General features: G+C 68.5%; 24 protein-coding genes. 6 read left to right on the top strand and 18 right to left on the bottom strand.

The features are described from left to right. Nucleotides 1-73 precede the first annotated feature (73 nt). The 11 genes from ACPXY0_RS16110 to ACPXY0_RS16060 form a co-directional block, all read right to left on the bottom strand. Nucleotides 74-1,195, bottom strand: coding sequence for an NAD-dependent epimerase/dehydratase family protein (locus tag ACPXY0_RS16110; RefSeq protein WP_423926280.1), 1,122 nt, complete (start codon nucleotides 1,193-1,195; stop codon nucleotides 74-76). 33 nt (nucleotides 1,196-1,228) lie between these two features. Continuing rightward, nucleotides 1,229-2,650 carry a serine hydrolase domain-containing protein gene (locus ACPXY0_RS16105; protein ID WP_423926278.1) on the bottom strand — a complete coding sequence of 474 codons (1,422 nt, stop codon included), beginning with the start codon at nucleotides 2,648-2,650 and terminating at the stop codon, nucleotides 1,229-1,231. A gap of 113 nt (nucleotides 2,651-2,763) precedes the next feature. Continuing rightward, the gene (gene polA, locus ACPXY0_RS16100; RefSeq protein WP_423926276.1) at nucleotides 2,764-5,571 is read right to left on the bottom strand and encodes a DNA polymerase I; all 2,808 of its coding nucleotides are present in this window, start codon (nucleotides 5,569-5,571) and stop codon (nucleotides 2,764-2,766) included. Between the two features lie 362 nt (nucleotides 5,572-5,933). Beyond that, a complete protein-coding gene (locus tag ACPXY0_RS16095; protein WP_423926274.1) occupies nucleotides 5,934-6,050 on the bottom strand; it encodes a cold-shock protein in 117 nt (38 codons plus the stop codon). A 169-nt stretch (nucleotides 6,051-6,219) separates the two neighbouring features. After that, complete coding sequence (locus ACPXY0_RS16090; RefSeq protein WP_423926272.1) at nucleotides 6,220-8,556, bottom strand: transglycosylase SLT domain-containing protein; 2,337 nt, start codon at nucleotides 8,554-8,556, stop codon at nucleotides 6,220-6,222. A gap of 185 nt (nucleotides 8,557-8,741) precedes the next feature. Further along, the gene (locus ACPXY0_RS16085; protein ID WP_423926270.1) at nucleotides 8,742-9,431 is read right to left on the bottom strand and encodes a MotA/TolQ/ExbB proton channel family protein; all 690 of its coding nucleotides are present in this window, start codon (nucleotides 9,429-9,431) and stop codon (nucleotides 8,742-8,744) included. Between the two features lie 121 nt (nucleotides 9,432-9,552). Beyond that, complete coding sequence (locus ACPXY0_RS16080) at nucleotides 9,553-10,470, bottom strand: lipoate--protein ligase family protein (RefSeq protein ID WP_423926268.1); 918 nt, start codon at nucleotides 10,468-10,470, stop codon at nucleotides 9,553-9,555. Continuing rightward, nucleotides 10,467-11,159, bottom strand: coding sequence for a metal-dependent hydrolase (locus ACPXY0_RS16075; protein ID WP_423926266.1), 693 nt, complete (start codon nucleotides 11,157-11,159; stop codon nucleotides 10,467-10,469). Before ACPXY0_RS16075 ends, ACPXY0_RS16080 begins: the two co-directional genes overlap by 4 nt. Nucleotides 11,160-11,217: 58 nt before the next feature. Further along, nucleotides 11,218-14,109, bottom strand: coding sequence for an aminomethyl-transferring glycine dehydrogenase (gcvP, locus tag ACPXY0_RS16070; protein ID WP_423926264.1), 2,892 nt, complete (start codon nucleotides 14,107-14,109; stop codon nucleotides 11,218-11,220). A 20-nt stretch (nucleotides 14,110-14,129) separates the two neighbouring features. Further along, nucleotides 14,130-14,531 carry a glycine cleavage system protein GcvH gene (gene gcvH / locus ACPXY0_RS16065; protein ID WP_423926262.1) on the bottom strand — a complete coding sequence of 134 codons (402 nt, stop codon included), beginning with the start codon at nucleotides 14,529-14,531 and terminating at the stop codon, nucleotides 14,130-14,132. A gap of 260 nt (nucleotides 14,532-14,791) precedes the next feature. Continuing rightward, entirely contained in the window at nucleotides 14,792-15,241 is a 450-nt protein-coding gene (locus ACPXY0_RS16060) for a DUF1707 SHOCT-like domain-containing protein (protein WP_423926260.1), read from the bottom strand. Between the two features lie 377 nt (nucleotides 15,242-15,618). On the opposite strand from ACPXY0_RS16060, the gene dapF reads away from it, so the two are divergent. Both dapF and ACPXY0_RS16050 read left to right on the top strand, forming a co-directional pair. Then, a complete protein-coding gene (gene dapF, locus ACPXY0_RS16055; RefSeq protein ID WP_423926258.1) occupies nucleotides 15,619-16,413 on the top strand; it encodes a diaminopimelate epimerase in 795 nt (264 codons plus the stop codon). A 3-nt stretch (nucleotides 16,414-16,416) separates the two neighbouring features. Beyond that, nucleotides 16,417-17,463, top strand: a complete 1,047-nt coding sequence (locus ACPXY0_RS16050; protein WP_423926256.1) for an A/G-specific adenine glycosylase — start codon at nucleotides 16,417-16,419, stop codon at nucleotides 17,461-17,463. A 19-nt stretch (nucleotides 17,464-17,482) separates the two neighbouring features. On the opposite strand, the gene ACPXY0_RS16045 is transcribed toward ACPXY0_RS16050, so the two are convergent. The 4 genes from ACPXY0_RS16045 to dnaA form a co-directional block, all read right to left on the bottom strand. Beyond that, nucleotides 17,483-17,911 (bottom strand): MBL fold metallo-hydrolase, encoded by a 429-nt coding sequence (locus ACPXY0_RS16045; protein ID WP_423930721.1) that lies wholly within the window; start codon nucleotides 17,909-17,911, stop codon nucleotides 17,483-17,485. Further along, nucleotides 17,809-18,267: an NUDIX domain-containing protein gene (locus tag ACPXY0_RS16040; protein WP_423930719.1), complete on the bottom strand. Its 459-nt coding sequence runs from the start codon at nucleotides 18,265-18,267 to the stop codon at nucleotides 17,809-17,811. The genes ACPXY0_RS16045 and ACPXY0_RS16040 overlap by 103 nt, the downstream gene beginning before the upstream one ends. 35 nt (nucleotides 18,268-18,302) lie before the next feature. Beyond that, nucleotides 18,303-19,430, bottom strand: a complete 1,128-nt coding sequence (gene dnaN, locus ACPXY0_RS16035; RefSeq protein ID WP_423926254.1) for a DNA polymerase III subunit beta — start codon at nucleotides 19,428-19,430, stop codon at nucleotides 18,303-18,305. Between the two features lie 282 nt (nucleotides 19,431-19,712). After that, nucleotides 19,713-21,092: a chromosomal replication initiator protein DnaA gene (gene dnaA / locus ACPXY0_RS16030; RefSeq protein WP_423926252.1), complete on the bottom strand. Its 1,380-nt coding sequence runs from the start codon at nucleotides 21,090-21,092 to the stop codon at nucleotides 19,713-19,715. 224 nt (nucleotides 21,093-21,316) lie between these two features. Here dnaA and rpmH point away from each other — a divergent pair, with 224 nt between their 5' ends. From rpmH to yidC, 4 genes are read left to right on the top strand one after another with little or no spacing between them, the layout of a single operon-like run. Then, the gene (gene rpmH / locus ACPXY0_RS16025; RefSeq protein WP_423926250.1) at nucleotides 21,317-21,490 is read left to right on the top strand and encodes a 50S ribosomal protein L34; all 174 of its coding nucleotides are present in this window, start codon (nucleotides 21,317-21,319) and stop codon (nucleotides 21,488-21,490) included. Then, a complete protein-coding gene (locus ACPXY0_RS16020) occupies nucleotides 21,456-21,863 on the top strand; it encodes a ribonuclease P protein component (protein ID WP_423926248.1) in 408 nt (135 codons plus the stop codon). The genes rpmH and ACPXY0_RS16020 overlap by 35 nt, the downstream gene beginning before the upstream one ends. Continuing rightward, a complete protein-coding gene (yidD, locus tag ACPXY0_RS16015; protein ID WP_423926246.1) occupies nucleotides 21,851-22,072 on the top strand; it encodes a membrane protein insertion efficiency factor YidD in 222 nt (73 codons plus the stop codon). The genes ACPXY0_RS16020 and yidD overlap by 13 nt, the downstream gene beginning before the upstream one ends. Continuing rightward, nucleotides 22,072-23,787 carry a membrane protein insertase YidC gene (gene yidC / locus ACPXY0_RS16010; protein WP_423926244.1) on the top strand — a complete coding sequence of 572 codons (1,716 nt, stop codon included), beginning with the start codon at nucleotides 22,072-22,074 and terminating at the stop codon, nucleotides 23,785-23,787. Before yidD ends, yidC begins: the two co-directional genes overlap by 1 nt. A 41-nt stretch (nucleotides 23,788-23,828) precedes the next feature. Here yidC and ACPXY0_RS16005 read toward each other — a convergent pair whose 3' ends face one another. From ACPXY0_RS16005 to pyrF, 3 genes are all read right to left on the bottom strand, one after another. Beyond that, entirely contained in the window at nucleotides 23,829-24,503 is a 675-nt protein-coding gene (locus tag ACPXY0_RS16005) for a DUF1207 domain-containing protein (protein ID WP_423926242.1), read from the bottom strand. A 179-nt stretch (nucleotides 24,504-24,682) separates the two neighbouring features. Continuing rightward, entirely contained in the window at nucleotides 24,683-25,480 is a 798-nt protein-coding gene (locus tag ACPXY0_RS16000; protein ID WP_423926240.1) for an Fpg/Nei family DNA glycosylase, read from the bottom strand. Between the two features lie 336 nt (nucleotides 25,481-25,816). Further along, the gene (pyrF, locus tag ACPXY0_RS15995) at nucleotides 25,817-26,533 is read right to left on the bottom strand and encodes an orotidine-5'-phosphate decarboxylase (protein WP_423926238.1); all 717 of its coding nucleotides are present in this window, start codon (nucleotides 26,531-26,533) and stop codon (nucleotides 25,817-25,819) included. Nucleotides 26,534-26,851 lie beyond the last annotated feature (318 nt).

Raw genomic sequence — 26,851 nt, 5'->3', positions numbered from 1 at the left:
CCCTGGCTGAGGGACATGGACCACGTCGCTGACTGCCGTAAACGCACGGCTCCGAAGGAAGCTGGTCATTCTCTCAGGCGCTGGCGGGCCAGGCGGCGAGGACTTCGGTCTCCTTATCGGCGGGGAGACCCGCTCGGGGTTCGGCGCGGCGCTCCTCGGGGAGCGAGTTCCACCATTCGACCGTGTCGCGGGCGGTGTCGGCGAGCAGGCGGAAGGTGAGCCCGGCCTGCACGGCGGCCGCCACCGAGACCTGGTTCATCCCGATCGTCTCCCCCTCGGGCGGCGTCCAGTTCGTCATGTGCATCCACGGCGCCACCTCGTACTCCCGCATGAACTCGGTCGACACCCAGGTGAAGGTCGCGTCGGCTTCGAGGGCGCCGCGGATCTCTTCCAGCATGTCGCCGAACTGCTGTATCTCGCCCGTGGCGTTGTAAGTGCCTCCGTGCCCGGGGGTCTCGACGAGGCGCACGATCCACTCCGAGAGGTCGCGGGCGTCGATGTTCTGCACAGGGTCCGCGGAGGTGTTCGGGGCCAGCACCTCGCCGCCGCGGGCGACCCGGACCGGCCAGTACGTCCAGCGGTCGGTGTTGTCCCCGGGCCCGATGATCAGCCCCGGCCGCACGATGATCGCGTTCTCGCCGAACGCGTCGCGGGTGTATTGCTCGCACCGCGCCTTCCTCGGTCCGTACGCGCCGTCGTCCTCGCCTTCCGTCGGCGAGAGCTGCCCGACGTGATAATCCTCGTCGATCCCGACCTGCGCGAAGTCCGCGTAGGCGGAGATGGACGAGACGAAGAGATAGCGGTCTACGCGGTCGCGGAGGAGTTCGGTCGTCGACGCGACCCAGCTCGGGTAGGAGGCCGAGTTGTCGATCACCGCGTCCCACTCCCGGCCCTCGAGCGCGGACAGGTCACTCGTGCGGTCCCCGATCAGGTGTTCGACGCGATCGAAGTAGTCCTGGTGGAAGGGCGGCTCGGTCTGTCCGCGTGTGAAGATCGAGACCTCGTGCCCCCGGTCCAGCGCGTACTTGACCTGGTGGGGCCCGATGAACCGCGTCCCGCCGAGGATGAGGATGCGGAGAGGGTCTCCGGTTCCACCCGCGCAGGCGGCCGAGCCGAAGGCGCCGAGCACGCCCAGCGCGCTGCCGGCACGGGCGGAGGACTTCAGGAACTCTCGGCGAGTCTGATTCCACGTCATCGTAATCGTCCCTTTCTTTCGTTCCTTCTCTCGCTAGCGGCGGATCGCGACGATGCTCCCGACCCTGACCGTCATCTCGTCTCCGTCGTCGCTGAAGTGGGCCTCGCGCCCGCTATCGGGATCGAAGAAGGAGGAGTCGCTCAGCGGCCACAGGACCGTGCGTCCGGGGCCCTGGCGAAGCGTGAGTCCTCGCCCGTCCGGCTCGAAGCGTAATTCGGCCCCCAGTTCGGGCGCGACGTAGGTGCCGACGTAGCGCTCCCGCACCTCGGCCGGCACCTCCACCGGCACCTTCTCTTCGGAGAGGGGCCCGGACCATCCGTACGAATGGGCAACCGTGGTCGCGATCTCGGACGCGAGCTGGCTCCCCGAGTCGGAGTTCGTCATCACGAAGACCCCGTCGTCTCCGTCGATGTACGCCGCGAAGGTGGAGCGGAAGCCCTGGTTCGAGCCGCCGTGCTGAAACCGTTCACCGTCCTCCGAGATCGCCGGGCCCAGGCCCCAGTCGTCCGCGTCTGGAGCCAGCATCGCGCGCGCGAGCGCTTCGCCGAGGACGCGGGCCGACTCGCCCTTCCACGCGTGCTGCATCTCAAGGGCGTAGAGCGCGAGCTCGCTCGGCGTGGTCCACAGTCCGGCGGCGGCCTGCTCGGGGTACGTGTGCCACCCGCCGGGGACGCGCTCGCCGTTCGGCCGGTAGCCGGTCGCGATGTCGTCCTGGCGCTCGGCCGGGATCGGCTGCTCGTACGTCGAGCGGACCATGCCGATCGGGTCGAGGACTTCCTCCCGCATCACGGCGGCGAACGGTTTGCCGTTTACGTCCGCCACGAGCTGCTGCATCACGGTGTATCCGCCGCCGGAGTACCTCCAGCTGTCGCCCGGTGCCTTGTAGGCGCGCACGGGGTCGGTGTTGCCGCCGCCGTCCAGCACTCCTGGTCCGTCGGGCGCCGCTTCGTCCGGCCCATACCCGGGGAAGCCCCACACGGTGAGGCCGGCCCGGTGCGTGAGGATCCCACGCAGGGTGACGGGCGCCTCCTCCGTGAACCCGTTCTCCGGCACCTGCCAGCTCGTGAGGTACGCGTTGACGTCGCCGTCGAGCTCCACCCGGCCCGATTCGACGAGTCGGAGGGCGGCGAGCGCGGCCACGGGTTTGGAGATGGACGCCGCCTGGAAGAGCGTGCTCGGCGTCACGGGCCGTCCGGATTCGACGTCGGCGAGTCCGTAGCCCTCGGCCCACGCGATCTCGCCGTCCGCGAGCACGGCGATGCTGACCCCGGGCACTTCGAGTTCGGCCATGCGCTCCGCGAGCGAGGGTCGCGCGACAGGCTCGCCGCGGATCGTGAAGGTCGGCAACAGCGCCGACTCGACGAGCGCCTGCGGGGTCCCGTCGGGCGTGGGGGCCTGCGAGCAGGCCGCGGCGAACGAAAGCCAGGCGACGAGGGTGATCCGGATTGCGTTCACGGTCCCCCTCCCATCACGGGCGCGACACGGGCGATTTGCGGTACGGCAATTCTCGGGACTGCCACGATGACTGTCGGGAGAGCCGGAGACCAGACCGGATCGCCCCGGTTCGGTCACTGCCAGGCTTCCTTCCCGAACTTGCAGTCGTACCAGCTGCGCCCGATGCCGAGATCGACCCGGAGCGGGACCGCGAGTTCGACGGCCCCTTCCATCTCCTCGCGCACCACCCGGCTGACCTCTTCGACATCGGCTTCGGGCGCCTCGATGAGCAGCTCGTCGTGCACCTGCAGAAGCATCCGCGCCTCCGTGTCGGCGAGCCGGTGGTGGAGCCGGATCATCGACACCTTGATGAGGTCGGCGGCGGAACCCTGGATGGGGGAGTTCGTCGCCGTGCGCTCACCGTAGCCGCGGATCCCGGGGTTTCTGGAGTGGATCTCGCGGACGTAGCGTCGGCGTCCGATCAGGGTCTCGACGTAGCCCTGTCGCCGCGCCACCTCCTTCATCTCCTCCAGGTAGGCCGCGACACCCGCGAACCTCTCGAAGTAGCCGGCGATGAACTCGCTCGCCTGTGCCCGCGAGATGCCGAGTTGCTGCGCGAGAGCGAAAGGACCCTGGCCGTAGATGGTGGCGAAGTTGATCGTCTTCGCCTGCTCCCGCATGGTGGGCGTGACGTCGTCCGCTGCCACCCCGAGGATTCGGGCCGCGGTCTCCCGATGGATGTCGCGCTCCGCCCGGAAGGCGGTGACGAACGCCTCGTCCCCGGAGAGGTGCGCCATCACGCGTAGCTCGATCTGGGAGTAGTCCGCACTCACGAAGGCGTGGCCCGGTGCGGCCACGAACCCCTTCCGGATCTCGCGTCCCAGCGCCCTGCGGATGGGGATGTTCTGGAGGTTGGGGTCGGAGGACGAGAGGCGGCCCGTCGCAGCGACCGTCTGGTTGAAGCGCGTGTGGATGCGACCCTCGGCGTCGATCAGCCTCGGGAGCACGCTCACGTAGGTGCCGTCGAGCTTGTCCAGCTCCCGGTGCTCGAGGATGAGGCGCGGCAGTTGATGACCCATGGTCGCGAGTTGTTCGAGCACGGACTCGTCGGTCGAGGGCCCGGTCTTCGTCTTCTTGAGGACGGGCAGCGCGAGCTGGTCGAACAGCAGCGCGCGCATCTGCGGCACGGAGCGCAGGTTGACTTCGGCTCCCGCGATCTTGTGGATCTCCTCGCGCACCGCGTCGAGGTCGCGTCGCAGGCGGGCCCGCAGATCCGCGAAGAAGTGGAGGTCGATCGCGATGCCGGCGCGTTCCATGCTGGCGAGCACGGAGAGGAGCGGCATCTCCACCTCCGTGAACAGGCGGCTCATCCCGGTGCGTTCGAGTTCTTCCCCGTCGGTTTTCGCGAGTCGGTGCAGGAGCGCGGCCCGGGGTCCGGCCCATTCGGCGGCGCGCGACGGCTCGACCGAGGCCATGGGGAGGCGGTTCCGACCCGTTCCGGTGACCCCGTCGCGGGTCTCCAGCTCCACCTGCGCGCGGTCCGGGGCGAGCGTGGAGAGGGCTCGGTCGCGTCGGGCCGGATCGATACAGTACGAGGCGATGCGGGTGTCGAAGGATGCGGCGGCCCCGAGGCCTCCCAGCTCGACGCCGTGCCGTCGCAGCAGCTGGACGGCGTACTTGAGATCGTGGCCGATCTTCGGGGTCTCCGAGGCGAGCAACTCGCACAGCCCCCGCATCTCGGGGGAACCCAGACCCGGCAGGCCTACCGGTTCGCCGGCATCGAGGGCGAGCGTCGGGTTCCCCACCACGTCACGCTGGACCTCCGGCGCCCGGTGACCGAGGGGCAGGTAACACGCCGCCGCATCCGAAGCGGCGAGCGCCACGCCGACGAGTTCAGCGCCCAATGGATCGTCCGAACTGCCGACGACGAAGAGTCCGAGGCGGGCGGCCCCGGCGAATCCGGCCACGACCTCCCCGAGGCGATCGGTGTCGGCGACCCGTTCGATATCGGGTGAGAATCCACGTACTTCCGCCGCCGGCGCCTCCAGCTCCCGGAGCAGGTTGTGGAACTCCAGGGTGCGGAAGACGGCGGCCGCTTTCCCGGTGTCGAGCGGCCGCGAGCGGAGGCTCTCGAGGTCGAGTTCGACCGGCGCGTCGGTCCGGATGGTCACGAGCGCCTTCGAGCGACGCGCGTCGTCCGCGTGCTTCAGCAGAGCGTTCCGCGCCCGGCTGGCGGTGACCTCTTCAGCCCGCTCGAGGATGGATTCCAGATCTCCGAAGCGATGGATGAGTTCGGGGGCGGTCTTCTTCCCGATCCCCGGTACGCCGGGGACGTTGTCCGAGGTATCGCCGAGGAGGGCCAGGAAGTCGGTCACGCGCTCGGGAGGCACGCCGAACCGCTCCTCCGCGTTCTCCGGAGTCACCCACTCCTGCTCGACGCCCGCGGGCCCCCCGCGGCCCGGATTGAGCAGCGCCGTATGGACGTCGACCAGCTGGTGGAAGTCCTTGTCGCCCGAGACGATGACCGTGCGCAGGCCGCACCCGGCGGCCTCGCGCGCGAGCGTGCCGATCACGTCGTCCGCCTCCCAGCCTTCGGCTTCGACCACGGGTACGCGGAAGGCGTCGAACACTTCCCGGCACCTCGGCAGCGACGCCCGGAGTTCGTCGGGCATCTTCTCGCGTGTCGCCTTGTAGTCGGGGTAGATCTCGGTTCGGAAGCTGTCGCCCGCGTCGAACACGACGCCCAGGTAGTCGGGCGCGTGGTCGTCGATCAGACGCATCAGGAAGCGGGCGATCCCGTACGGAGCGGAGGTGTTCTCGCCGCTCGAGGTGGTGAGCGGCCGGTTGATCATGGCGAAGAACGCGCGGTAGATGAGCGCGTAGCCATCGAGCAGGAAGAGCGACGGGCGAGCAGCCCGCGGCAAAAGCCCCGCTGCGTTCAAGTGGCGATGCATCCCGCCTGAATCGCTTCGCTCTGCGTTGCTCCTCGGTGGTCACATAGCGCTGCTATGCTCCCTCGTCGCGCCTTGTCAGGCGAGCGCCTCACCACTTTCGGCGCTGACGCAGGGTCTCGCCACGGGCTGCTGGGGGTCGACATGGCCTACATGTAGTCCCGCCGAGGGGCTCGTGGCAAAGTCCGGCGCAACAAAAAAAGCCCCGCCGATGGGGCGGGGCGCCTGGAATCGTGGTCGTGGCTCCGGTCAGGCGGTGCGGGTCACCCGGTGCGGGTCACCCGGGTCGCCTGCAGACCCTTGTCACCCTGTGTGAACTCGTAGTCCACGTCCATCCCCTCGGCGAGCGTCCACTATCCGTCCATATCAATGGACGAATAGTGGACGAACACGTCGTCGCCGCCGTCGGGCTGCTCGATGAAGCCGTGCCCCTTCGAGTCGTTGAACCGCTTTACCTTACCTGATGGCATCCTGCCTCCTGCGAACCGCTGTCATGGGTGGTTTCGGGCGAGTGGGGCGGTCCTTCCGCTCACTCCGCCGGGCCGCCGGGAATCGAGACGAACACCTATGGTATGCGGGCGGTCAGAAAGCGTCAACACACCGTAACGGGGCGGGCGCGATGACGGCCCGTCGCGGGGATCAGGGCCCGTCCGTGGCGAGTTCCGGATAGAGGAAACGGTAGATCCCGGACAGTTCGGTGACCGCCCGCACGTACTCGCGCGTCTCCCGGTAGGGGATTCGTTCGACCAGTTGTTCCGTGTCCGCGAACTCGGGGAAATCACGCCATCGGTCGTAGCGCTGGGGGCCGGCGTTGTAGGAGATCATGCCCGCGATGTCGAAGCGGTCGAAGCGGTCGAGTACGTTGGACAGGTAACGTGTGCCGAGCATCAGATTGACCTGCGGGACCGTGAGCTGGCCGCGGTGGTATCCGGGAAGGCCGGCCCGCGAGGCGACGTTTCGCGCCGTCTCCGGCAGCAGTTGCATCAGACCGATGGCGTTGGCGACCGACCTGATCTCGGGGTCGAACATCGATTCGCGCCGAGAGAGGCCGGCCACGAAATGCGGTGAGAGCCCGTTGCGCTCGGCCGCGGCGACGAGGGCCTCCCGGAAGGGAAGCGGATAGATCGCCTCGAGGAGCGGCCGGCTCCACCGGCCCCGGAGCGCATGGGCGCGCCAGCCCTGGACGATCCCCTCCCGCGTCCAGCCCGCCGCGTTCAGCGCGTGCGCGAAGGCCAGGACGGGTCCGTACGTGGACGGCCCTTGCTCCCGCGACCGGCGGTATTCCCACCGCGCCCGGTCCGGCCAGCCCAGTTCCCGCAGGATCCCCATCCGTTCGATGGCGGCCGCGTGGACCCCGTCGAGCGGAGGAAGGGGGTCGGGCTCCCCGAGGGTGACGGCCTGCCAACGGTCCGACCCGATCCGGGGCGCCGCGAGGATGGCGTAGTAGTCGAACGGGTCGTACCCGACGACGCGGCGGTAGAACGAACGCGCCGCCGCGGTGTCGCCGAGGACCTCCGCAACCCTTCCGCTCCAGTAGCTGGCGCCCTGCGCCCAGTCACCCTCCGGATAGCGGTTCCGATACTCGGCGAGCTGTGCCCGCGCTTCTTCGTGGCGGCCCGCGTGGTACGCGAGCAACGCGAGCCGTTCGAGTGATCGCGCCCCGTAGCTCGACCCGGGGAATGCGCGGGAGGAGCGTTCGAACCCCTCCGCCGCGGCATCGGCCCGGCCATCATCGTGCTGCAGGTCCGCGATCAGGTAGGCCGCACGGGCCGCGACCTCTCCCCTGCCCCGCGCGGCCGTCTCCTGGGCCCGCGCGGCCGCGTCCGCGCGGCCGAGCGCGGTGTAGATGCGGTGGGCCAGCATCCAGAGCGACGCGCGGGGGCTCGTCGCCGAGGCGGGGTCATCGATCCATGGTCCCAGCGCCTGGGCCGCCCGGCTCGGGTCGCCCAGCGCCAGGTACGCTCCCGCGAGCGCCTCCGCGATGGCGGGCCGCTCGTCCTCCGGCGCGAGTTCGAGCGCCTCGGACAGATATTCGGCGGCGCGGGTGTGCCGGCCGGCCCGGCTGTCCGAGCGGCCGACAGCGCGGAGCGTCCGCCAGGTGCGCGACAGGGCGAGGAGCGCGGGGCCCGTCCGCGACGTGTACGGTCCCGCCGCGATCGCGTCCGCGAAGGCCGACCGGGCCGAGGCGGTGTCTCCGATCGCCAGGAAGCGCGGCCCCAGGTGCCGGGCGGCGAGCGCGGTTCGAACTCCCTTGCCTGCGCGGCGCGCCAGTGAGACGCCGCGCTCCCCTTCCTCGAGCCGGAATGCCAGGCGCGCGACCGGGAGCAGCGCGGAGTCGGCGGACACCCGGCCGGCCTGCACGATCGAGTCGGCCAGCGCGAACACGGCGCGGTCCTCCGCCTCGGCCAGTACGTAGAGCCGGGACAGCCGCAGCCACGGCGCCAGCTCCGGGTGTTCGCGCTCGGCCAGCGCGAATTGCGCCGCCGCCTCGGACCACCGGGCCAGGTCGCCCGACACCCGGGCAAACTCCACGCGCGCGGCTGGCGGGGGCGTCCCATCGACCGCCCGCAGGTACGCACGGTAGTGCTCGGCGGCCCGGCCTGCGCTGTCGAGCCCGGCGTACGCGCGCGCGAGGAGAAGCGTGGCCTGCGACCGCGCGGACGGGGCCGAGACGACATCTTCCACAAGGAGCCGCCGCACGGAAGCCCACGCGCGCTGATCCGCAAAGGCTCTCGCCGCCAGCAGCAACGCCTCGTCCCCTTGCACCTCGCCCGCCGCCAGCTCGCGCGCCAGCAGGGTCGAGGCGGAAACCGGCATCTGCGCATCGAGGAGGGCTCTGGCGCGCTCCAGGATGGCGTCGGCTCGGGGGAAGGCCTGACCGCCGCCATTCTGTGCGGCAACGCCCGACGCGAAGAGCAACAACAGGATCGACCCCAAGCGGGGGCCGCGCGGGAACACACGCTGGAAAACGCGCACCGACAGGCCTCCTTCCACCACTTCCCCACCCCGACAAACGCTCGGGCCCGCGTGGCCCGATCCAGAACTTCCGCCCTCATCCGGCCCCGATCAAGAACCCTCAAACAAAAGCGGCCCGCCGAGGTGGCGGGCCGCCTTGTTCAAGCTCGGCTCCGGTTACGCCCCCCGAAGCGGGCTCCGACGAATCAGCCGCCGGCCGCCTGGTGAGATTCCCGCTCGTGCAGCGCGTCGATGAGGCGCTGGGCGCTCTCTTCCATCTCGATCACGAGGCGGTCGATCTTCGTGACGAAGTAGTTGTGGAAGATGTTGATCGGAATCGCGATCGTGAGGCCCGTCGCGGTCGTAATGAGCGCGACCTTGATCCCGCCGGCCACCAGCGTGGCCTCGACCTCACCGGCGATCTCGATCGCCTGGAAGGCCTGGATCATCCCGATCACGGTCCCGAGGAAGCCCAGGAGCGGCGCGACGTTGGACAGCGTCGCGAGCCAGACGAGCCCTTTCTCCAGGCCCGCCACCTCGATGGCGCCCGCGTTCTCGATCGCCTGGGTGGCGCGCTCCGTGCCCTCTTCGTAGCGGGAGAGACCCGCCTGGAGGACCCCCGCCGCGGGGGTGCCGGATTCGTTGCATAGCGTGAGGGCGTCCTCGAGGTTCCCGACGCTGATCAACTCGTCGGCATCGCGGAGGACCGACTTGTTCTTGGCGCCCTTCACCCCCAGGTCGACCAGCTTCCAGACGATGATCAGGACTCCGAACCCGAGAGCCGCACCGAGCGGGTACATCATGAAACCCCCCGCGGCCCAGATCTCCCCAAGGTTGAGTGACTGGCCCTCACCCAGCGTCAGTGTCTCCTGAAACCAGAGTATCGACGCGATCAAAGTGGCCCTCCCGGCAAGGGTGATCCGTTATCAACAAGGTCTAAGACAGCTTGGCCTCCCGAGCGCCCGGAAAGCGCCGGCGGCGGAGCGGAACCCAAGCTAGATGCGGTCCACGGGACCGTCAAGCGCGACCGCCGGTGCCGGCGAGGCGACGTCTCCGGGCGCTCGCCGCGGCGCCATGCTCCCGACCCCAGAGCCGGTCCGCCGACCGGTGGACGGACTCGTACGCAGCGGCCATGCGATCCAGCGCCGCTGACGCCGCCTCGGCGCTCCCGAGAGCCGCCGCGGCCCCGAACTCGCGGGCGAGACCGGCCTCGAGGCACCGGACGATGGTTCCGGCATCCGGGGCGGGGGAGAGTGTCTCGCGCAGGCCGATCGCCGGTCGGTGCAAGGGCGCTCCCGCCGGGTTCGTCGCCGCCCCGGGTCCCTCCAGGTCCGCCAGCGTCTGGCGATCCTCCAGAAGGATGGAGCCGTGCTGGAGCAGCGCCCCGCGGCGGCGGCGCTGTGCGCTTCCCACGAGCTTGCGGCCGCCGACGGTAAGTTCGCCCGGGGCGGGTTCACGGAAACAGGCCGCCGCCGAAAGCGCGATCGGTCCCGTCGTGCCGGTCGGCGGCGCGTCATCCCGCGGGAGATCGTCGACGGGGACCCCGAGCGCCCGGAGTCCGTCCGCGAGCGCCCGGTGGAGGGTCCGCAGCACCGCCTTCGGACCTCCCCAGGCGCGATCCGGACAGGCGAAGGCATACGTGATCTCGGGGCCGTGGAAGACCGACCGGCCGCCCGTCGGCCGCCGGACGGCGTCCACCCCCGGCCGGATGTCGCCGGGTGGCTTCCCGAGCAGGCGGGCGGGTGCCGGCTGGTTGCGGCCCAGTGAAACGCACCAGGGCTCCCAACCGTAGAAGCGCAGCAGCGTCCGGCCTCCGCCGGCGTACTCGAGCATCGCTTCGTCGAGCGCCATGTTCCGCGCCCCGTCCGCGACGGCGTAAGGGAGGACGACGCAGGGCGGTCCCCCGGGGGGCGGCGTGACGCCCCGGACCGTCACAGCTCCAGCGCTTCTCCGGGCTTCAGGATCAGGACCTCGGCGGCGTCACCCACCCCGTCCACGAACCGCGCCGGATCCACGGCGATCAGCTCCCACGTGTCGTAGTGGTGGGGGATCGCGATCCGGGGCTGGATCATGTGGATCGCGCGGGCCGCATCCTCGGGGCCCATGGTGAAGTTGTCGCCGATCGGCACCAGCGCGACATCCACCTCCCCCTTCAGCAGCTGCATGTCCAGGGTGAGGGCCGTGTCGCCGGCATGGTACACCCGCGTGCCGTCCACCGTGAGGAGGATGCCGGCGGGCGTCGTCGTGTACGCCTCCGCGCCCGGCGCATCGATCTTCCCGCCGTGAATCGCCGCGGTGAGCTTGACGCGCCCGAACGGGAACTCGTGCGCGCCGCCGATGTGCATGGGGTGCCCGTTCTCGTGCCCCTGCACCTCTCCCGCGTACGACACGATTTCGTAGGTGGCGATCAGCTGCGCGTTCGTCGCCTCGAGGATCTCCCACGTGTCCGCGATGTGGTCGCCGTGCCCGTGCGTCAGCAGGAGATGGTCCAGACGGTCGAAGAAGTGCTCAGGGCCGATGTCGGCGATCGGGTTGTCGGTCAGAAAGGGATCGATGAGGATCCGCGTTCCGTCCGCCGTCTCGATCTCGAAGCAGCTCTGGCCGTGGAATACGAGTCGTGCCATCTCGGCTCCCTCCGGGTTTTCGGTGGCCAGCCCGCGGGGGCGGCCGCGGTGACGAGTCCTACGCCTCTGCCATCTCGTAGCTCTCGAGCGGGGGACACGCGCACACGAGATTCCGGTCGCCGTGGGCGTTGTTCACTCGCCGCACGGGCGGCCAGAACTTCCATTCGAGCGTAGACGGGGCCGGATAGGCCGCCGCCTGCCGGGCGTAGGCGTGGTCCCACTCGTCGCCCGCGACCATCGCGGCGGTATGGGGGGCGTTCTTCAGCGGGTTGTCCGCCTTGTCCCAGATCCCCAGTTCGATATTCCGAATCTCGCCGCGGATCGAGATGAGGGCGTCCACGAGCCGGTCCAGTTCCCGCTTCGACTCGCTCTCGGTGGGCTCGATCATGATCGTGCCCGCCACCGGGAACGACATCGTGGGGGCGTGGAATCCGTAGTCCATGAGCCGCTTCGCCACGTCCTCGTCCGTCACGCCCGTCCCGCGCCGAAGGGGCCGCATGTCGAGGATGAACTCGTGGGCCACGCGCCCGCTCTCGCCGCAGTACAGGACATCGAAGTGCTCGCTGAGGCGCGTCGCCATGTAGTTCGCGTTCAGCACCGCCGCCTCCGTCGCCGCGCGTACGCCGTCGCGGCCCAGCATGGCGACGTAGGCCCACGAGATGAGGAGGATGGAGGCGCTGCCCCAGGGCGCCGACGATACGGCCGGGATCGCGGACTCGCCGCCCACGTCGACGAGCGGGTGTCCGGGCAGATAGGGCGCCAGTTCCTCGGTCACGCAGATCGGGCCCATCCCCGGCCCGCCCCCCCCGTGCGGAATGGCGAACGTCTTGTGGAGGTTGATGTGGATGACGTCGGCCCCGTAGTCGCCCGGTCGGCAGAGGCCCACCTGGGCGTTGAGGTTCGCGCCGTCCAGATACACGAGCCCTCCGTGCTCGTGGACGATGTCCGTGACCTCCCGGATCGCGGACTCGAACACGCCGTGCGTGGACGGATACGTGATCATCGTCGCCGCCAGCCGGTCCGCGTGCCGCGCAGCCTTCGCGCGCAGGTCGTCCACGTCGATGTTCCCGTTCTCGTCGCACTTGACGACGACGACCTTCATCCCCGCCATGACCGCGCTCGCCGGGTTCGTGCCGTGGGCCGAGGACGGGATCAGGCAGACATCCCGGTGCCCCTCCCCACGGTCCTCGTGCCGGGCCGCGATGACGAGCAGGCCGGTGTATTCGCCCTGTGCGCCGGAGTTGGGCTGGAGCGAGCAGGCCGGAAGTCCGCTCATCTCGCACAGCCAGCCCTCGAGTTCGTCGAACAGACGCCGGTAGCCCTCCGCTTGCTCGACGGGCGCGAACGGGTGGAGCGAGCCGAACTCCGGCCACGTGACCGGGATCATCTCCGAAGTGGCGTTGAGCTTCATCGTGCACGAACCGAGCGGGATCATGCTCGCGTTGAGCGACAGGTCACGCGTCTCCAGCCGGTGGATGTAGCGCAACATCTCGGTCTCCGAGCGGTACCGGTTGAAGACCGGGTGCTCCAGGTAGCCCGAGGTGCGCGCGAGGTGCGCGGGATAGGCGGGCTCCGGCGCCTCGGACACGACGGCCTCCGCCGTCAGTTCGGGTCCACCCTCACCCCGGAAGACGGCGAGCAGATCGTCGATATCCTCGCCGCGGACCGTCTCGTCGAGCGTGATCCCCACCGTCCCGTCCTCGAAATCCCGCAGGTTGATCCGGCGCTCGAGCGCGCGGGACAGGATGTCGGCCGACGTGAAGCCCGAGGGGATGACCTGCAGGGTGTCGAAGAAGTGCTCGTGAACGATCGTGTGGCCGAGCCGCTCCAGCCCCCTCGCGAGCGCCCACGTCAACTTCCGGACGCGCGTCGCGATCGCCCGGAGGCCTTCCGGCCCGTGGTACACGGCGTACATGCCCGCCATGATCGCGAGCAGCACCTGGGCCGTGCAGATGTTCGACGTGGCCTTCTCGCGGCGAATGTGCTGCTCCCGCGTCTGGAGGGCCATCCGGAGCGCCGGGTTCCCGTCCGCGTCGATCGAGACACCGATGATGCGTCCCGGCAGCTTCCTCTTGAACGCGTCGGTCGCGGCAAGATACGCCGCGTGCGGGCCGCCGTAGCCCATGGAGACCCCGAAGCGCTGCGAGTTGCCGACAGCGATATCCGCGCCGAACTCGCCGGGCGGGGCGAGCAACGCCAGGGCGAGCAGGTCTGCCGCGACGACGACTCCGGCACCGTGCTCGTGAAGTGCCTCACACAGGCCGCGGTAGTTCACGGCCGCGCCCTCGGTCGTCGGATACTGGAGGAGGGCGCCGAACGCCCCCCCCGGGCTGTCGAGTTCGAGGTCTCCCCGCCGGAAGAGCCGCACGTCGATGCCCAGCGGGCGGGCGCGGCCCCTGACCACCTGGACCGTCTGGGGGTGACAGGCCTCGGAGACGAGAAACACGTTCCTGTCGCCGCGTCCCCGGGCCCCCCAGAGCATGAGCATCGCTTCCGCCGCGGCGGTTCCCTCGTCCAGCAGCGAGGCGTTCGCGATCGGGAGGCCGGTGAGGTCGATCACCATGGTCTGGAAGTTGAGCAGCGCCTCGAGCCGCCCCTGCGAGATCTCGGCCTGATACGGTGTGTACTGCGTGTACCAGCCGGGGTTCTCCATAATGTTCCGGAGGATGACACCGGGCGTCAGGGTCCCGTGGTATCCCAGCCCGAGATAGGATCTGTGGGGCCGGTTGAGGCGCGCGAGTTCCGCGGCCCGATCGAGGAGCCTTCTCTCGCTCACCGCCTCGGGGAGCTCGAGGTCGCGTCCGAGGCGGATCATTTCGGGCACCGTCTGGTCGACAAGCTCGCCCATGCTCGCCACGCCGACGACATCCAGCATCTCCTCGATGTCCGCGGCCGCGGGTCCGATGTGGCGCCCGGCGAACTCGCCGGCAGGTTCCATCTCGAGCTGCATGTTCAGAAGCGTACCGTCCGTCAGCCTTCGTCGGCGTCGGCGAGGAGCGCGGCGTACTGCTCGGCGGTGAGAAGGTCGTCGAGCCCGGACGGCGACTCCGTCGCGAGGCGGATCATCCAGCCCTCGCCGTAAGGGTCACTGTTGACGAGCGCGGGATCGGTCTCCAGGGCGTCGTTCACGGCCACGACCTCTCCGGCCGCGGGGCAGAAGAGTTCGGAAACCGTCTTCACGGCTTCGACCGTCCCGAACGCCTCCAGCCGTCCGAACTCCTCGCCGGGCGCCGGGAGTTCCACGTACACCACGTCCCCCAGCTCGCCCTGGGCGTAGTCGGTGATCCCGATGAAGACCTCACCTTCCACATCTGATTCGCGCACGTACTCGTGCTCGGGCGTGTAGCTGAGGTCTTCCGGGATGTCCGTCATTTCGTCCCTCGCGTGGTTCGGACCGGGCGGCATGGGGGCGGCGACGGGGAGAATACCCGAGCCGCGAGCCGGGCGTCAAGGAAGCCGCCCGCGGTGTGCTCTCCTCGCCATCCTGAGGCGTTTCCGCGCGTCTCCGGCGCTCTCGCCGGGCAGGCGTTCCATGACATCCACGCCGCCCATGCAAACGAGGCCGCTGATCCGGATCACCGGTGCGTCCCGTGCCGGCGGGGTGCTCGGTTCGGGCATGGTCACGCCCCCCATCAGCGCGAGCCCACCCCATCCACGCGGACGCCCGGCGGGACGACGACATCCACGCCTCCCATCAGCGCGAAGAGTCGGACGGAGACCTCGGCCGTCGCGAACGCCGCCTGGCGGAAATCGAGGTCCGTGCCGCCCATCACGCTTACGGCGGTGAGCGTGCGGGGCGGGACCCAGCTTCTCTTGCGCTCGGTCGTGCCCCACACCGAGACGATGAGGTCGATCTTCCGGGCGGGTCGGGACGGATCGACGGACGCGGAGGGGCGGGGAGCGGGGGCGACCGGGCGGGTTTCTCTCTGGAGCGGCGGGAGGTCCCGCTCCAGAGAGACGAGTTCGCCCGGGGTGCGGGCGGCGTACGCGATGTCGAGCCGGCGCTCCAGCTCCGTGGCGCTGATGGGGTCGCGCGCGAAGTGCGCGCACAGCCTTTCGACCGTCGCATCCCTGTTCGTCATCGTCCCCCGTCGCCGCAGCGTAGTCGAGGTGATCCTCGCGTCGCACGGATACCCCGGCAAGACGACAAACTTGCAGCTTCACCGCGCACGCGGCATCATGCGCTTTGTCGTTCGTTGTGGTGCCCTATCGTGAACTTCTGAAAGGAGGTGATCCAGTGTCCGAAGGATGTAGAACCGGGTCTGACTCGGCATGGGCCAGCGATCGCCTCGAGGCAGCGTAACCGGTCTTGAACCGGTGGCGCTCGAGACATGCGCCGACCTGAAGCTTGCGGCGCCTTGCCGGCGTCGCGTCGAGTCAGGTTTCGGACAAGACAGAACCGGCTGCGGGCTTCACGCTCGCGGCCGGTTCTCTTTTTGCACTCCACCTCACGGTTGAGATGCCGCTATTCAGCAAATACAGCGGGGCCGGCAACGATTTCGTCATCGTGCGCGGCGAGGAGCTGGGACTCCGGGATGTCGGAACCCTGGCCGCGGTCCTCTGCCCGCGGGCGTCGGGCGTCGGGGTGGATGGACTGATCACGGTTCGCAACCTGAGCGAGGAACTGGTCCGCCTCCGCTTCTTCAACCCCGACGGCTCCGAGTTCTCCACCTGCGGCAACGGGTCGCGTTGCGCGGCCCGCTACGCGGTGGACCGGGGTCTGGCCCCGGCCGACCACATGCTCGTGACGGATGACGGAGAGATCGTGGCCAGAGTGCGGGCCGACGGCGTCGCGCTCGAGTATGCGCTCGATGCGCGTGTGGAGCGGGAAGTGCGGGCAGCGGTCGGGGGAGAGAACCGCGACGCCTGGCTCGTGCGCATGGGCACCGTGCACCTCGTGGTCCCGGTCCCCTCCGTGGAGGTGGAGGATTTCGAAGCTGTCTGCCGGTCTCTCCGCTGGCTGAAGGCACCTGGTGATGGCGGCGCCAACGTTCACGTCGTCGCGCGCGCTGACGGGGCCACCTTCATCCGGACCTTCGAACGCGGGGTCGAGGCGGAGACGCAGGCCTGCGGTAGTGGTTGCATGGCGGTGGCTTTCGCGCTGCGGAACGCGGGTGAGGCCGGAGAGCGCGTAGAACTCGTGGTTCGATCCGGCGCGGTGCTCGCGGTGGAATTCCTCGCTGCCGGGCGGATCCGCCTGACAGGACCCGCCGTGTTCCTCTTCGATGGTGTCTTCCCCGAACCGATGCCCTGAACGGTGCGGCCCGGGATCACGACGGCGCTCCTGGGCTGGTTCGACCGGCGGCGGCGTGACGTCCCCTGGCGCGGCGAGGGTGACCCGTACGCGATCCTCGTCGCCGAGGTGATGGCGCAGCAGACGCGGCTTGAAACCGCCATCCCCTTCCATCGCCGCTTCATGGAACGCTTTCCGGACCTGCAGGCCCTGGCCTCGGCGGACGAGGACGAGGTCCTCAGGGTCTGGGAGGGGCTCGGCTATTACGCCCGGGCCCGCAACCTGAGGCGGGCCGCGCGGCTCGTGGTCGCGGAGTACGGCAGCCGGCTTCCGGACACCGCGCCGGAACTGCGGCGGCTCCCCGGGGTCGGTCCGTATACCGCGGGGGCGGTGGCAAGCCTCGCGTTCGGTCGGCGGGAACCCGCAATCGACGGGAACGCACGTCGCGTACTGTCTCGTCTCCACGACCTCGAGGCACCGACGTCATCGTCGCTCGACCGCGCCGCGCGAGCGCTCCTTCGAGGTGCGCTCGACCGGCCGGGCGCCGTGAACCAGGCGCTGATGGATCTCGGGAGCGAGGTGTGCATACCCCGGCGGCCGCGGTGCGAGGAGTGCCCTCTCTTGCCGCACTGCCTCGCCCGCCAGCGGGGGACGATCGCGCAGCGTCCCCCGCGGCGGCCTCGTGCGCGATCGTCCGAACGGGTCGAGGCGGCCGCGGTCGTGCAACGGGACGGGCGCATCCTCGTGCTGCGCCGACCGTCCGAGGGGCTGCTGGGAGGTCTGTGGGATTTCCCGTCGATTCCGCTCCCTCCCTCGGCGACGCCCCGGACAGCGCTCTCCGAGGGGCTCCGGGAGAGATTCGGACTGGTCTGTCTCGTCGGTGACGAGATCCGCAGCGTGCGCCACGCGTTCAGCCACTTCCGGCTGCGGCTCGCCGTCCATCGGGCCTCGTGGGTGGCTGGCGAGATACCGCCGGAGCTGCGTCACCGCTGGATCCGGCGTACGGAACTGGCCGACCTCGCCTTTCCCGTCTACCAGCGCCGCTTCATCGACCGGGATCTGATCACCTAAGACACTATCCCCCGCCACTTCACCAGGGGAGCGGCGGCGGTTTCTCACCCGACTCCTCCAGGTAGGAGAGGTAGGCGCGGATCGTAAGTTGCGCGGCCCGGTGGTGGGACACCGGCAGGTCGCCGTAGACCGCTGCCCGGATCTGCTCGAGCGTACGCGCGCCGGATCCGAGGGCGGCGTGCACGAGAGCCACCCGGTCAAGTCGGTGGGCGCGACACGCCTCCAGCCGAGCCAATGCGTCATCCACCGCGGGCCCGTGACTCGGCAGGAGCCGGGTGGGACGCAACGAGGCGAGGCGAGCCAGACTCGCGAGCCAGGCGCTGACCGAGCCGTCGGGATGGACGATCATGCTGCTCCCCTCCCCCAGCACGAGGTCGCCGGTGAACAGGATGCCTTCCGGCTCGAGGAGATAGCAGAGGTGGTCGGCCGAATGGCCCGGCGTCGCCAGCGCGCGAAATAGGCGATGGACTCCGAAGAGAAATCGACGTGCAGGCGCTCGGCGAGCCGTGAGAACCTCGTCTGGTCCGCCAGCAGCGCCCGGCGCGCTTCCGCAAGGCCCGACGGGTCCCCCGGCTGTGTGGATCCAGGGAGGATGCCCGTCTCCTCGAACAGTTCGCGCAGAGCTGCCACGCATGCCGTTGCCTCGCCCGCGGGCGGAAGCCTGCCTGCCCACGTCGGTGAGGCATCGTCCGCCTCGATCACGCCTCGGGGGAACACGTACGCCCCCGCCGCGAACCTCGATTCGCTGGGCCGCTGGAGGAGCATGAACTCCAGGTGAGGCGGCGCCGGGCGCGCGACGACGATCGTCGCGGCGTGCCGCGGAACGACCGGGACGGCACTCAGTCGAGGATGCGCAGCGGCATCACAAGGCAGAGATAATCCGGGTCGCCGCTGGCGGGCTGGAAGGTCGCTGCGCGTTCCGGCGCCTTGAACGTCATGCGCACGTCATCATCGGGCATGTGCCGCAAGACCTCGAGCAGGTACGTGGCGTTGAACCCGATATCGATGTCTTCTCCCTCGTAATCGATCGAGAGCATGTCCTCGGCCTCGCCGAGGTCCGGGGTCTGGACCTTGAAGTTGAGACCGCCGCTCGTGAACGAGAGGCGGACGCGTCTCGTCGGGTCTTCGGCCATCACGGCCACCCGCCGCACCGCGGTCTCGAGCGCCGCGCGGTTCACCGTCGCTACCTTGTCGTTGTCCTTCGGGATGACCTGGTCGAAGTTGGGATACGGCCCTTCGATGAGGGAGGTGAACACCTCGCGGCCGGCCGACCGGAACGCGAGATGGTTATTCGATCGGGCGACCTGCAGGACGGCATCCGACGGATAGAGTTTCCGCACCTGTTTCAGCGCTTTCGGGGGGATGATCAGGTCGACCTCGGTCGGCACCCCGCCGCCGTTCAGCTTCTGCGTGATCTTCGCGAGCCGATGCCCGTTCGTCGCGACCATCACGGTCTCACCCGCGCGCAGTTGCCAGAGTATCCCATTCAGAATTGGACGGCTGTCCTCCGTCGACACCGCGAAACTCGTCTTTTCGATCAGCGTCTGCAGTTCCCCCGCGGACATCTCCCAGGCCACGCCGAAGTCGATCTCCGGAAAGGCCGGAAACTCATCCGGCGCTTGCCCATAGAGCGTGAACCGACCGCGCCCACAGGCGATATCGATCCCGGTTCCCGACTCCGCACCCCCGGGACCGGAGGACGAGAGCTTCACCGGTGCATCCTCCAGGACGCGCGCAATCTCCACCAGCTGTCTGACCGGCAGCGCCACCACGCCCGGTTCTTCCACCTCCGCGGGTACTTCGAGGGACACGAAGACCGACATGTCCGTGCCGCTGAGCCGAACCGCGTCATCCTCCGCCTGGATCAGGATGTTCGAGAGTACGGGTAGCGCCGCGCGCGTCGGGACGGCGGATGCGCTCGCCCCGAGGCCCTTCTGAAGCGCCTCGCGAGTGATCGAGAATCTCATCTCAACTCCGGGATTCCGTTTCGATGTTTTCCACCGTTGGTTCTACGGGTGCGTATGATATCTCTCTCAACGGAGTAGTAGTAGGGCCCGTCCATGTGTCGAAAACGTCCCGATATGCGCGGGGGCATACGGTCTTTCGGGGATATGCGAGCTGTCGACAATACGGCATGGACGTGGAAGCTCCGCCGAAAGTTCCGATGTCGGGATTCGCACCTGCGAGACTCGCGGCGGAAACCGGTGTGGTTGCCGACATTCTTCGGTGTTTTCTCGACGCACCGGGCATCAGGTTCTGAACAACTCCTTCTGGAGTTGCAGAACGCGCGTACGAAGGAGGGCGTCGGAGGCCATGTCGGCCTCGACCTTGTTCACCGAGTGGATCACGGTGGAGTGGTTCCTTCCTCCGAACAGGTAGCCGATGTCGGAATAGGGCAGGTCCAGGTGCGTCTTGATGAGGTACATCGCCACCTGCCTGGGGACGGTGATCGTCCGGTTGCGCCGCTTCGACATCAGCGCCTCGCTGGACACCCCCCATAAGGATGCCGTGCGCTCGCGGACTTCTTCCGGCGATACCTCGATGGGCTCTTCCTCGGGGTGGGGGACTTCGGGACCGAGTGCGTCCCGGGCCATGTCGAGCGAGATCTCGCGGCGCGTCAGCGAGCTGAAGGCGAGGAGTTTGATGAGTGCGCCCTCGAGCTGCCGGACGGAGGTCCGCCGACTGCGCGCCACATACTCGACGACAGCGTCTTCGATCTCGATGCCGTCTTCGTGCGCCTTCTGGCGGAGGATGGCGGAGCGGGTCTCCAGATCGGGCGGCTGGATGTCCGTGACGAGGCCCCACTCGAAGCGGGAGACGAGCCGTTCCTGAAGACCCGGGATCTCCTGCGGCGGCCGGTCACTCGTGATGACGATTTGCTTCTTCGCGTCGTAGAGCGCGTTGAACGTGTGGAAGAACTCCTCCTGCGTGCCTTCCTTGTTCGCGATGAAGTGAACGTCGTCGATGAGGAGCACGTCGATGCGCCGATACCGTTCACGGAAGAGCGCCGTCTGCCCCGTCCGGATCGCATCGATCATCTCGTTCGTGAACTGTTCCGAGGGGACGTAGGCGACCTGATGGTCGGGCAGGCGTGCGAGGATCGTGTTTCCGATCGCGTGCATCAGATGCGTCTTACCGAGTCCTGTGCCTCCCCAGATGAAGAGGGGGTTGTAGGTCGTTGCCGGGGCTGCGGCGACGCGATCGGAGACTGCGGCGGCGAGTTCATTACTGCTGCCGATGACGAACCGCACGAAGGTGTATCGTTCGTTGAGCGGTGCGGTCGATGGAATGCCGGCCCGGGGCGGGTCCGCAGCCAGGAGCGCGCCGAGGCTGGCCGGGTAGGGGTCTGAAACGTGGGGGAACTCGATCCGCTCCTCCGCACCGCGATGCTCGAATATAAGTCGCAGTCGCGCCCCGAGTTCGCGTTCGGCGATGTCCCGGAGCAGGCTGCCGTACTTATCCTCCACCCACTCCACGGCGAACTTGGTGGGCGCGGAGATGATGAGCGTGTCGTCCGAGAGCGAGACCGCCTCCGTGGAAGCGAGCCAGGTGCGGTAGGTCTGCTCGGGCAGCAGGCGCTGCGCGGCCGCGCAGATTTTGGTCCAGGCCTCGTGTGCGGTCAGCTCCATCGCGTCGCGCTGGCAAAGAAAAAAGACGGTGGGATGGGAAGACCCATCTTAGACGAGCGCGGCGGCGGGTGTCAACGAGCGAGAAAGCTCCTCCGGGATCGGACGACCATCCGCGGGCGCCGGAGTCGCCGCCTCCCGAATTGACACTATCCGGCATCGCGTCTAGACTTCCGGGCTCACCTCGAAGAGAGGGCAGCGACCGCGAAAGCTACGGGTGATCTGCGATGGGGAAGCCCACATACAGCAAGCCGACCAACAGGAAGCGCGTCCGCGATCACGGGTTCCGGGCCCGCATGAAGACCAGGGGCGGCCGTCGAACCCTGTCGCGCCGCCGCCAAAAGGGTCGGCGTCGACTGACGGTCAGTGACGCGTTCCGCCGCAAGCGACGAAGCCGCTAGTGCGGCGCGTCCGCGGGGGGGCTTCCGCCTCCCGCGTGCGGCGAGGCTGCGGACAACTCGTGACATACGGCGCACGATGCGTGAGGGCGGACGCAGCCGCGGCCGACTCGTCGACGTGTTCTTCGCTTCATCTCCCGCCGGGCGCCCGCGAATAGGGATCGTGACGCCGCGCCACGGCCGAACCGCGGTCGCCCGCAACCGCGTGCGGCGCCGGCTATTCGAGATCGCCCGGATTCAGTTCCTGCCCGCGCTCGAGGCGCGGCGGCTTGACCTGGACGTGATCCTGCGGGCGAAACCGGCCGCCTATGAAGCCTCGTACCGGAAGCTGCAGGCAGTCCTGAGAGATGCCACGGAGATCGTATGCGCACGGTGATGACCGGCGCGATCCGCGCCTATCAACTCGTCGTCTCGCCGTGGCTACTGCGGAGTTGCCGATATGAGCCCAGCTGTTCGGAGTACGCACTGACCGCGCTGAGGCGATTCGGGGCCGGCCAGGGGTCGTGCCTGATGGTTCGCAGGCTCCTGCGTTGCCAGCCGTTCGGATCGTACGGGCACGATCCCGTACCAGCACGGAAGCGTTGATGGAACGCCGTCTGCTCTATGCCATAGCGCTCATGATCGGGATCATGATTCTCTCGAACGTCATCTTCCGGCCCGTCGAACGCCCGCTCGAACCCGGCACGCCGGGGGACGAGACGACAGCGACTCGGCAAGCCCCCGCGGGCGGCGAGGAGCCCGAGCCGTCGGGCGCGGAGAGGGCCGCGGAAGAAATGGCGGCCGCGCTCGCGGAACCCGAGGAGATGGAGGTCCCCGGCCAGGAAGAGGCGCCGACTCCGCGGGACGGCGAGACGGTCATCGTCCGCTCCGACCTGTACGAATACCGATTCGCCACCCGCGGAGCCCGGCTCGTCGGCGCCACGATGCTGGAGCATGAGAACTTCGCGTCGGGTGGACACCTCGGCGCGAACGTGGAGTTGATCCGGCCCGACGACGCGATCCTGACGTACGGCGTCACGCTCAGAGGGGACACGGTGTCGCTCGCTTCGGTCGTGTTCGACGCTTCCGCGACGCGCCTGGACGTCACCAACGGGCGGGCGGAGCTGACGTTCGAAGCCGCCGTCGGCCAAGTCACGTTCGACGTTACCTACCGCTTCCAACCGGATGACTATCGGATCGAAGCGAGCGGCGGTCTGCGCGGACTCGGCGAGGTGGGGCATGCGCTGCTCATCGGGCTCGGGCGCGGGGTCGAGATGAACGAGGCCGTGCCGCAGGAGGATCGGCGGGCGCGGGCGCTCGTCACGCGGAGCCGGTCCGGACAGATATCGGCGGAGCGCCTCGGCGGAGTGGACGACGGCGAGTCAGTGCCCGCGGGCGGCGGTCCCTTCAGCTGGGTCGCGTCGAAATCGAAGTACTGGCTGGCGGCCCTAGTCACGCCGCCGAACAGCCCGGGCGTCGGCGGCGTCATCCTGCGGGGCATAGCCGAGGAGGACGCCGCGGTCATGCAGGCCACGCTTCCCGTGCCGGCGGGCAGCGAGGGGTTCGAGTACGTCGCGTACGTCGGACCGCAGGATTTCGAGCGACTGCAGGCGGTGGGGCAGGAACTGCACAACGTGAACCCCTACGGCTGGCGCTGGCTCCGGTGGTTCATCCGGCCCTTCGGGAACCTCATCGTCGCCGTGCTGATCTGGATGCACGAGTCGTTCGCGCTCGCGTACGGCTGGGTCCTGATCCTCTTCGGCGTCGCGTCCCGGATCGTCCTGTTCCCGCTCTACCAGATCTCGATGCGGCAGCAGATGAAGCAGATGGCGATGCAGCCCGAGGTCAAGCAACTGCAGGAACGGTACAAGAGCGACGCGCAGCGGCTTCAGCAGGAGCAGATGAAACTGTACAAGGAACACGGGGTCAACCCGCTGGGCGGTTGCCTCCCGATGCTGGTGCCGCTCCCGATCCTGATCACCCTCTTCTTCGTGTTCCAGAATACGATCGAGTTCCGCGGCGTCCCCTTCCTGTGGCTTGCCGACCTTTCGCTTCGCGACCCGCTCTTCATCGTGCCGGCCCTGATGGGCGGTTCGATGCTGCTGCTCAACTGGATCACGCAGAGGGGCATGGAGACGAGCGGGCAGATGAAGATGTTCTCGTACGTCCTCCCGGTAGTCTTCACCTTCATGTTCGCCAGTTTCGCGGCGGGGCTGAACCTCTACTACACGGCGTCGAACATCGCTTCGCTGCCCCAGCAGCTGTACCTGTCGCGGGAACGCCGCAAGGCGCAGCCGGCCGCCAGCCGAAAGAACAGCTAGCCCCTACGGGCTGCTGGACGGGCCGCGGCGGAGTCGGGGCTTCAGCGCACGTGGGAGATCGAGAGGCCCAGCAGTCTCTCGGACTCGCGAAAAAACTGCTCTGCCCGCGAAGGGCCGAACCCGAGTCCGAACCCGATCTTCGTGCCTCGACCGAGCGCGGCCCCCACCTGGGCAGCGAGCGCGGGCTCCCAGCCGAGTTCGGCCCAACCGAAAAGGTCCAGCGAAGCGTAGAGCCGCGCGTGCGCGAGGCGGGACGATTCCCAGTCCGCGCCGGCCCGAAACGAGACGCGCTTCAGGTCACGGGAACTCCGGAGTAGCACCCCGGGTCCGCCGTAGACGGTCAGGCCGGACAGGGGGGATCCCTGGACCAGCACCTCGAGGCCCTCGCGACTCGTGCTGATGGGCTCCGTGCCGGTGTCGAGGAGGAACTCGTCCCCCAGGTGTGAGCTGACGTGATAGATTTCGGCGCGAGCCGCGAGCGCACCCAGCCGGGCGCGCAGTAGCGCTCCGATCCGGTAGTGGACCTCGATCAGGCTCTGATCCGGCCCACCGAGATCGAAACGGGAGAACGCCCCGCCGTGAATCGCCCCCGCCCACTCCACGGACCCGTCCGGATCTCGCCGGATCCAGAACTGGAGCCGATCTCCGATATCCGCCAAGGCGATTCCGTTGCGGACGGAGTTGCGGACGGCGCGGTAGAATGCGATACGGTGCACGGGCTCGAGCGGGGAACCGGCGGGGGTTCGGAACGGGTGCCCGTTGCGGTCACGGATCGGGTCGGCGGGCGCGCCATGGGTCTGAGCGGACAGCGACCCGCACACCGATGGCGCGAGAAACAAGAGGGCGGACGCGAAGGACGCGCCCGCCCGACTGCGCGGCCGCCGAAGACGAATCTTCAGGCTGCCCGCTGGCACCTCGGGCAGATTATGGTCTTGCGGCCGGTGACCCGGAGAAAGGTAAGCTCATGCCGGCAGCGGGGGCAGCCACTCCCGTTGAGGCGGGAGTTGATCAGCCAGCCCGGGTCGGAGTGCGCGGCACTCCAGTGAAGCGTGGCGCGCCGCAGCACCCGCTTCAGGTAACGGTGCAGGCGCTGAATCTGGTCGGGTCGCAGGCTGCCGACCCGCAGGTCGGGGCGTACCCCGGCCTGGAAGCAGATCTCGTCCGCGTAATCGTTACCGATACCGGCGATGGCCTTCTGGTTCAGAAGAAATCCCTTGATGGTCGATCGGGCGTTGTCGGACGCGAGCTTCTCGAACCGTTCGACGGTCAGGTCTTCGCTCAGCGGATCGACGCCCAGACTCGCGAGCGCCCCGTTCTCGTCGAACTCGTTGGCCGCGACGGCCTCCACGGCGCCCTGCGACCCGGACGACGAGAACCTGAGTTCTCTGCCCGCCGCGAACTGGAACCGAATCCGGGTTCTCTCGGTAGGGGGCGCCGTCTGGGACTCCAGTCGCAGGAGACCGTCGTCTCCCATGTCGAAGACCAGACTGTAGTCCGAACGAAACCTCAGGACGACGTGTCGGCCCTGGCGCTCGACGGAATCCACCGCGTGGTGCTCGAGGTGATCCTGTACGATCCGGGGCTTGACGGACACCACGCTGGGATCGTCGATGCGAATGGCCGAGATCGTCTTGCCGGTCGTGTAGCCGGCGATACTCTCTATCATCCGCTCTACGTCGGGAAGTTCTATCATCGCATTACGGCTCCGGTAGGCAATACGGGTGTCAGTGCGTCTACACCGGTACGCGGAAAAAGTGCCTCTTGCTTCAGGTTCACCTCCGCGCCAGAACCACCGGGGCCGGAGCGGGACCTCGCAGGCTCGCCAGGACCGGGAACAAGGTCAAGTTGCGCGTCGGGTCTCAACGGCCCGTCAACGACCATCGGGGCCTGATTCAGGGAGCCAGCGACCTCGGGTTGCGTACGGGTGGCCGGGTCGGGGTGCCGAATGGTTACCGCTGGCGCCCGTAATATCTTATAATACAGTGGGTTACGTGCGTATCGGGTCGCTGCGCCGCGAGCCACGAGGGCCTCATCCATCCGGCGTAAAATGAGCTGCAATCCGATCCTGGACGGCGGCGGCGGCCGCCACCGGGTCCGGCGCGTTGCGGATGGGCCGCCCCATCACGATGTAGTCCGCTCCGGCTTCGAACGCCGTCTCCACGTCCACCGTGCGCTTCTGATCGTCGTGGCCGGCCTGGCTGGCGGCGCGAATTCCGGGAACGACGATGCGGAAACCATCGGATACGACCGCACGGATCCCGGCGGCCTCGTGTCCGGAGCTGACTACGCCGGCGCAACCGATCGCCTGCGCCCGGCGCGCACGGGAGCGTGCAACCGCCGGAATGTCGGCCTTGAAGCCGAGATCTTCCATGTCCGCCCGGTCAAGGCTCGTGAGCACGGTGACCGCGAGGATGCCCAAGGTCCCCCCCGCCGCGTCACAAGCGGCCCGGAGGATCGCGTCGTTGCCGTGTACGGTCAGAAAATCCACGTCTCTGCGCCGAAGCTGCCGGACGGCGGAGCCCACCGTCTGGGGTACATCGTACAGCTTCAGGTCGGCGAAGACCCTCTTCCCCCGGGATCGCAACCAGTCGGCAAGGTCGAAGTAGGCGCGCGAGAGAAAGAGTTCCAGACCGATCTTGTAGAAGGAAACGGTCCCGCCGAGCGTGTCGACCAGGGCGCGCGCTTCCTCGGCGCTCGGCACGTCGAGCGCCAGGATCAGGCGGTCGTTCGTCCGGATTGTCGGCACGATTCTCTTCTTCTCCTCTTTCCAACGATTCGTTGCCGCAGACAAGCGCAGAACCATAGCTGAGTCGGACGACGAAGCTCTGCGTCTCGACGGGAACGGGCAAGAGGAGAGCGGGAGGCGTTTCACGTGAAACGAGAGCACGGAGCTCGGACGAAACTCCCGGAGACAGGTACCGGTCAGCGTCACGGCCCCCCCCCGGGGGCGAACGGCGGCCGGAGCGTTGCACGTGAAACGTGCATAAACTCGAGACGGAGGTATATTGGTTGTGGTCCGGCATCGTGGTCCGGCAGGCCCGTCGTTCACCCCGGCCGAATCCGG

This window comes from Candidatus Palauibacter sp. (assembly GCF_965237495.1).
Lineage (GTDB): Bacteria > Gemmatimonadota > Gemmatimonadetes > Palauibacterales > Palauibacteraceae > Palauibacter.
Note: the sequence above shows the minus strand (reverse complement) of the source record. Positions and strands in the feature narration are given on the sequence as shown.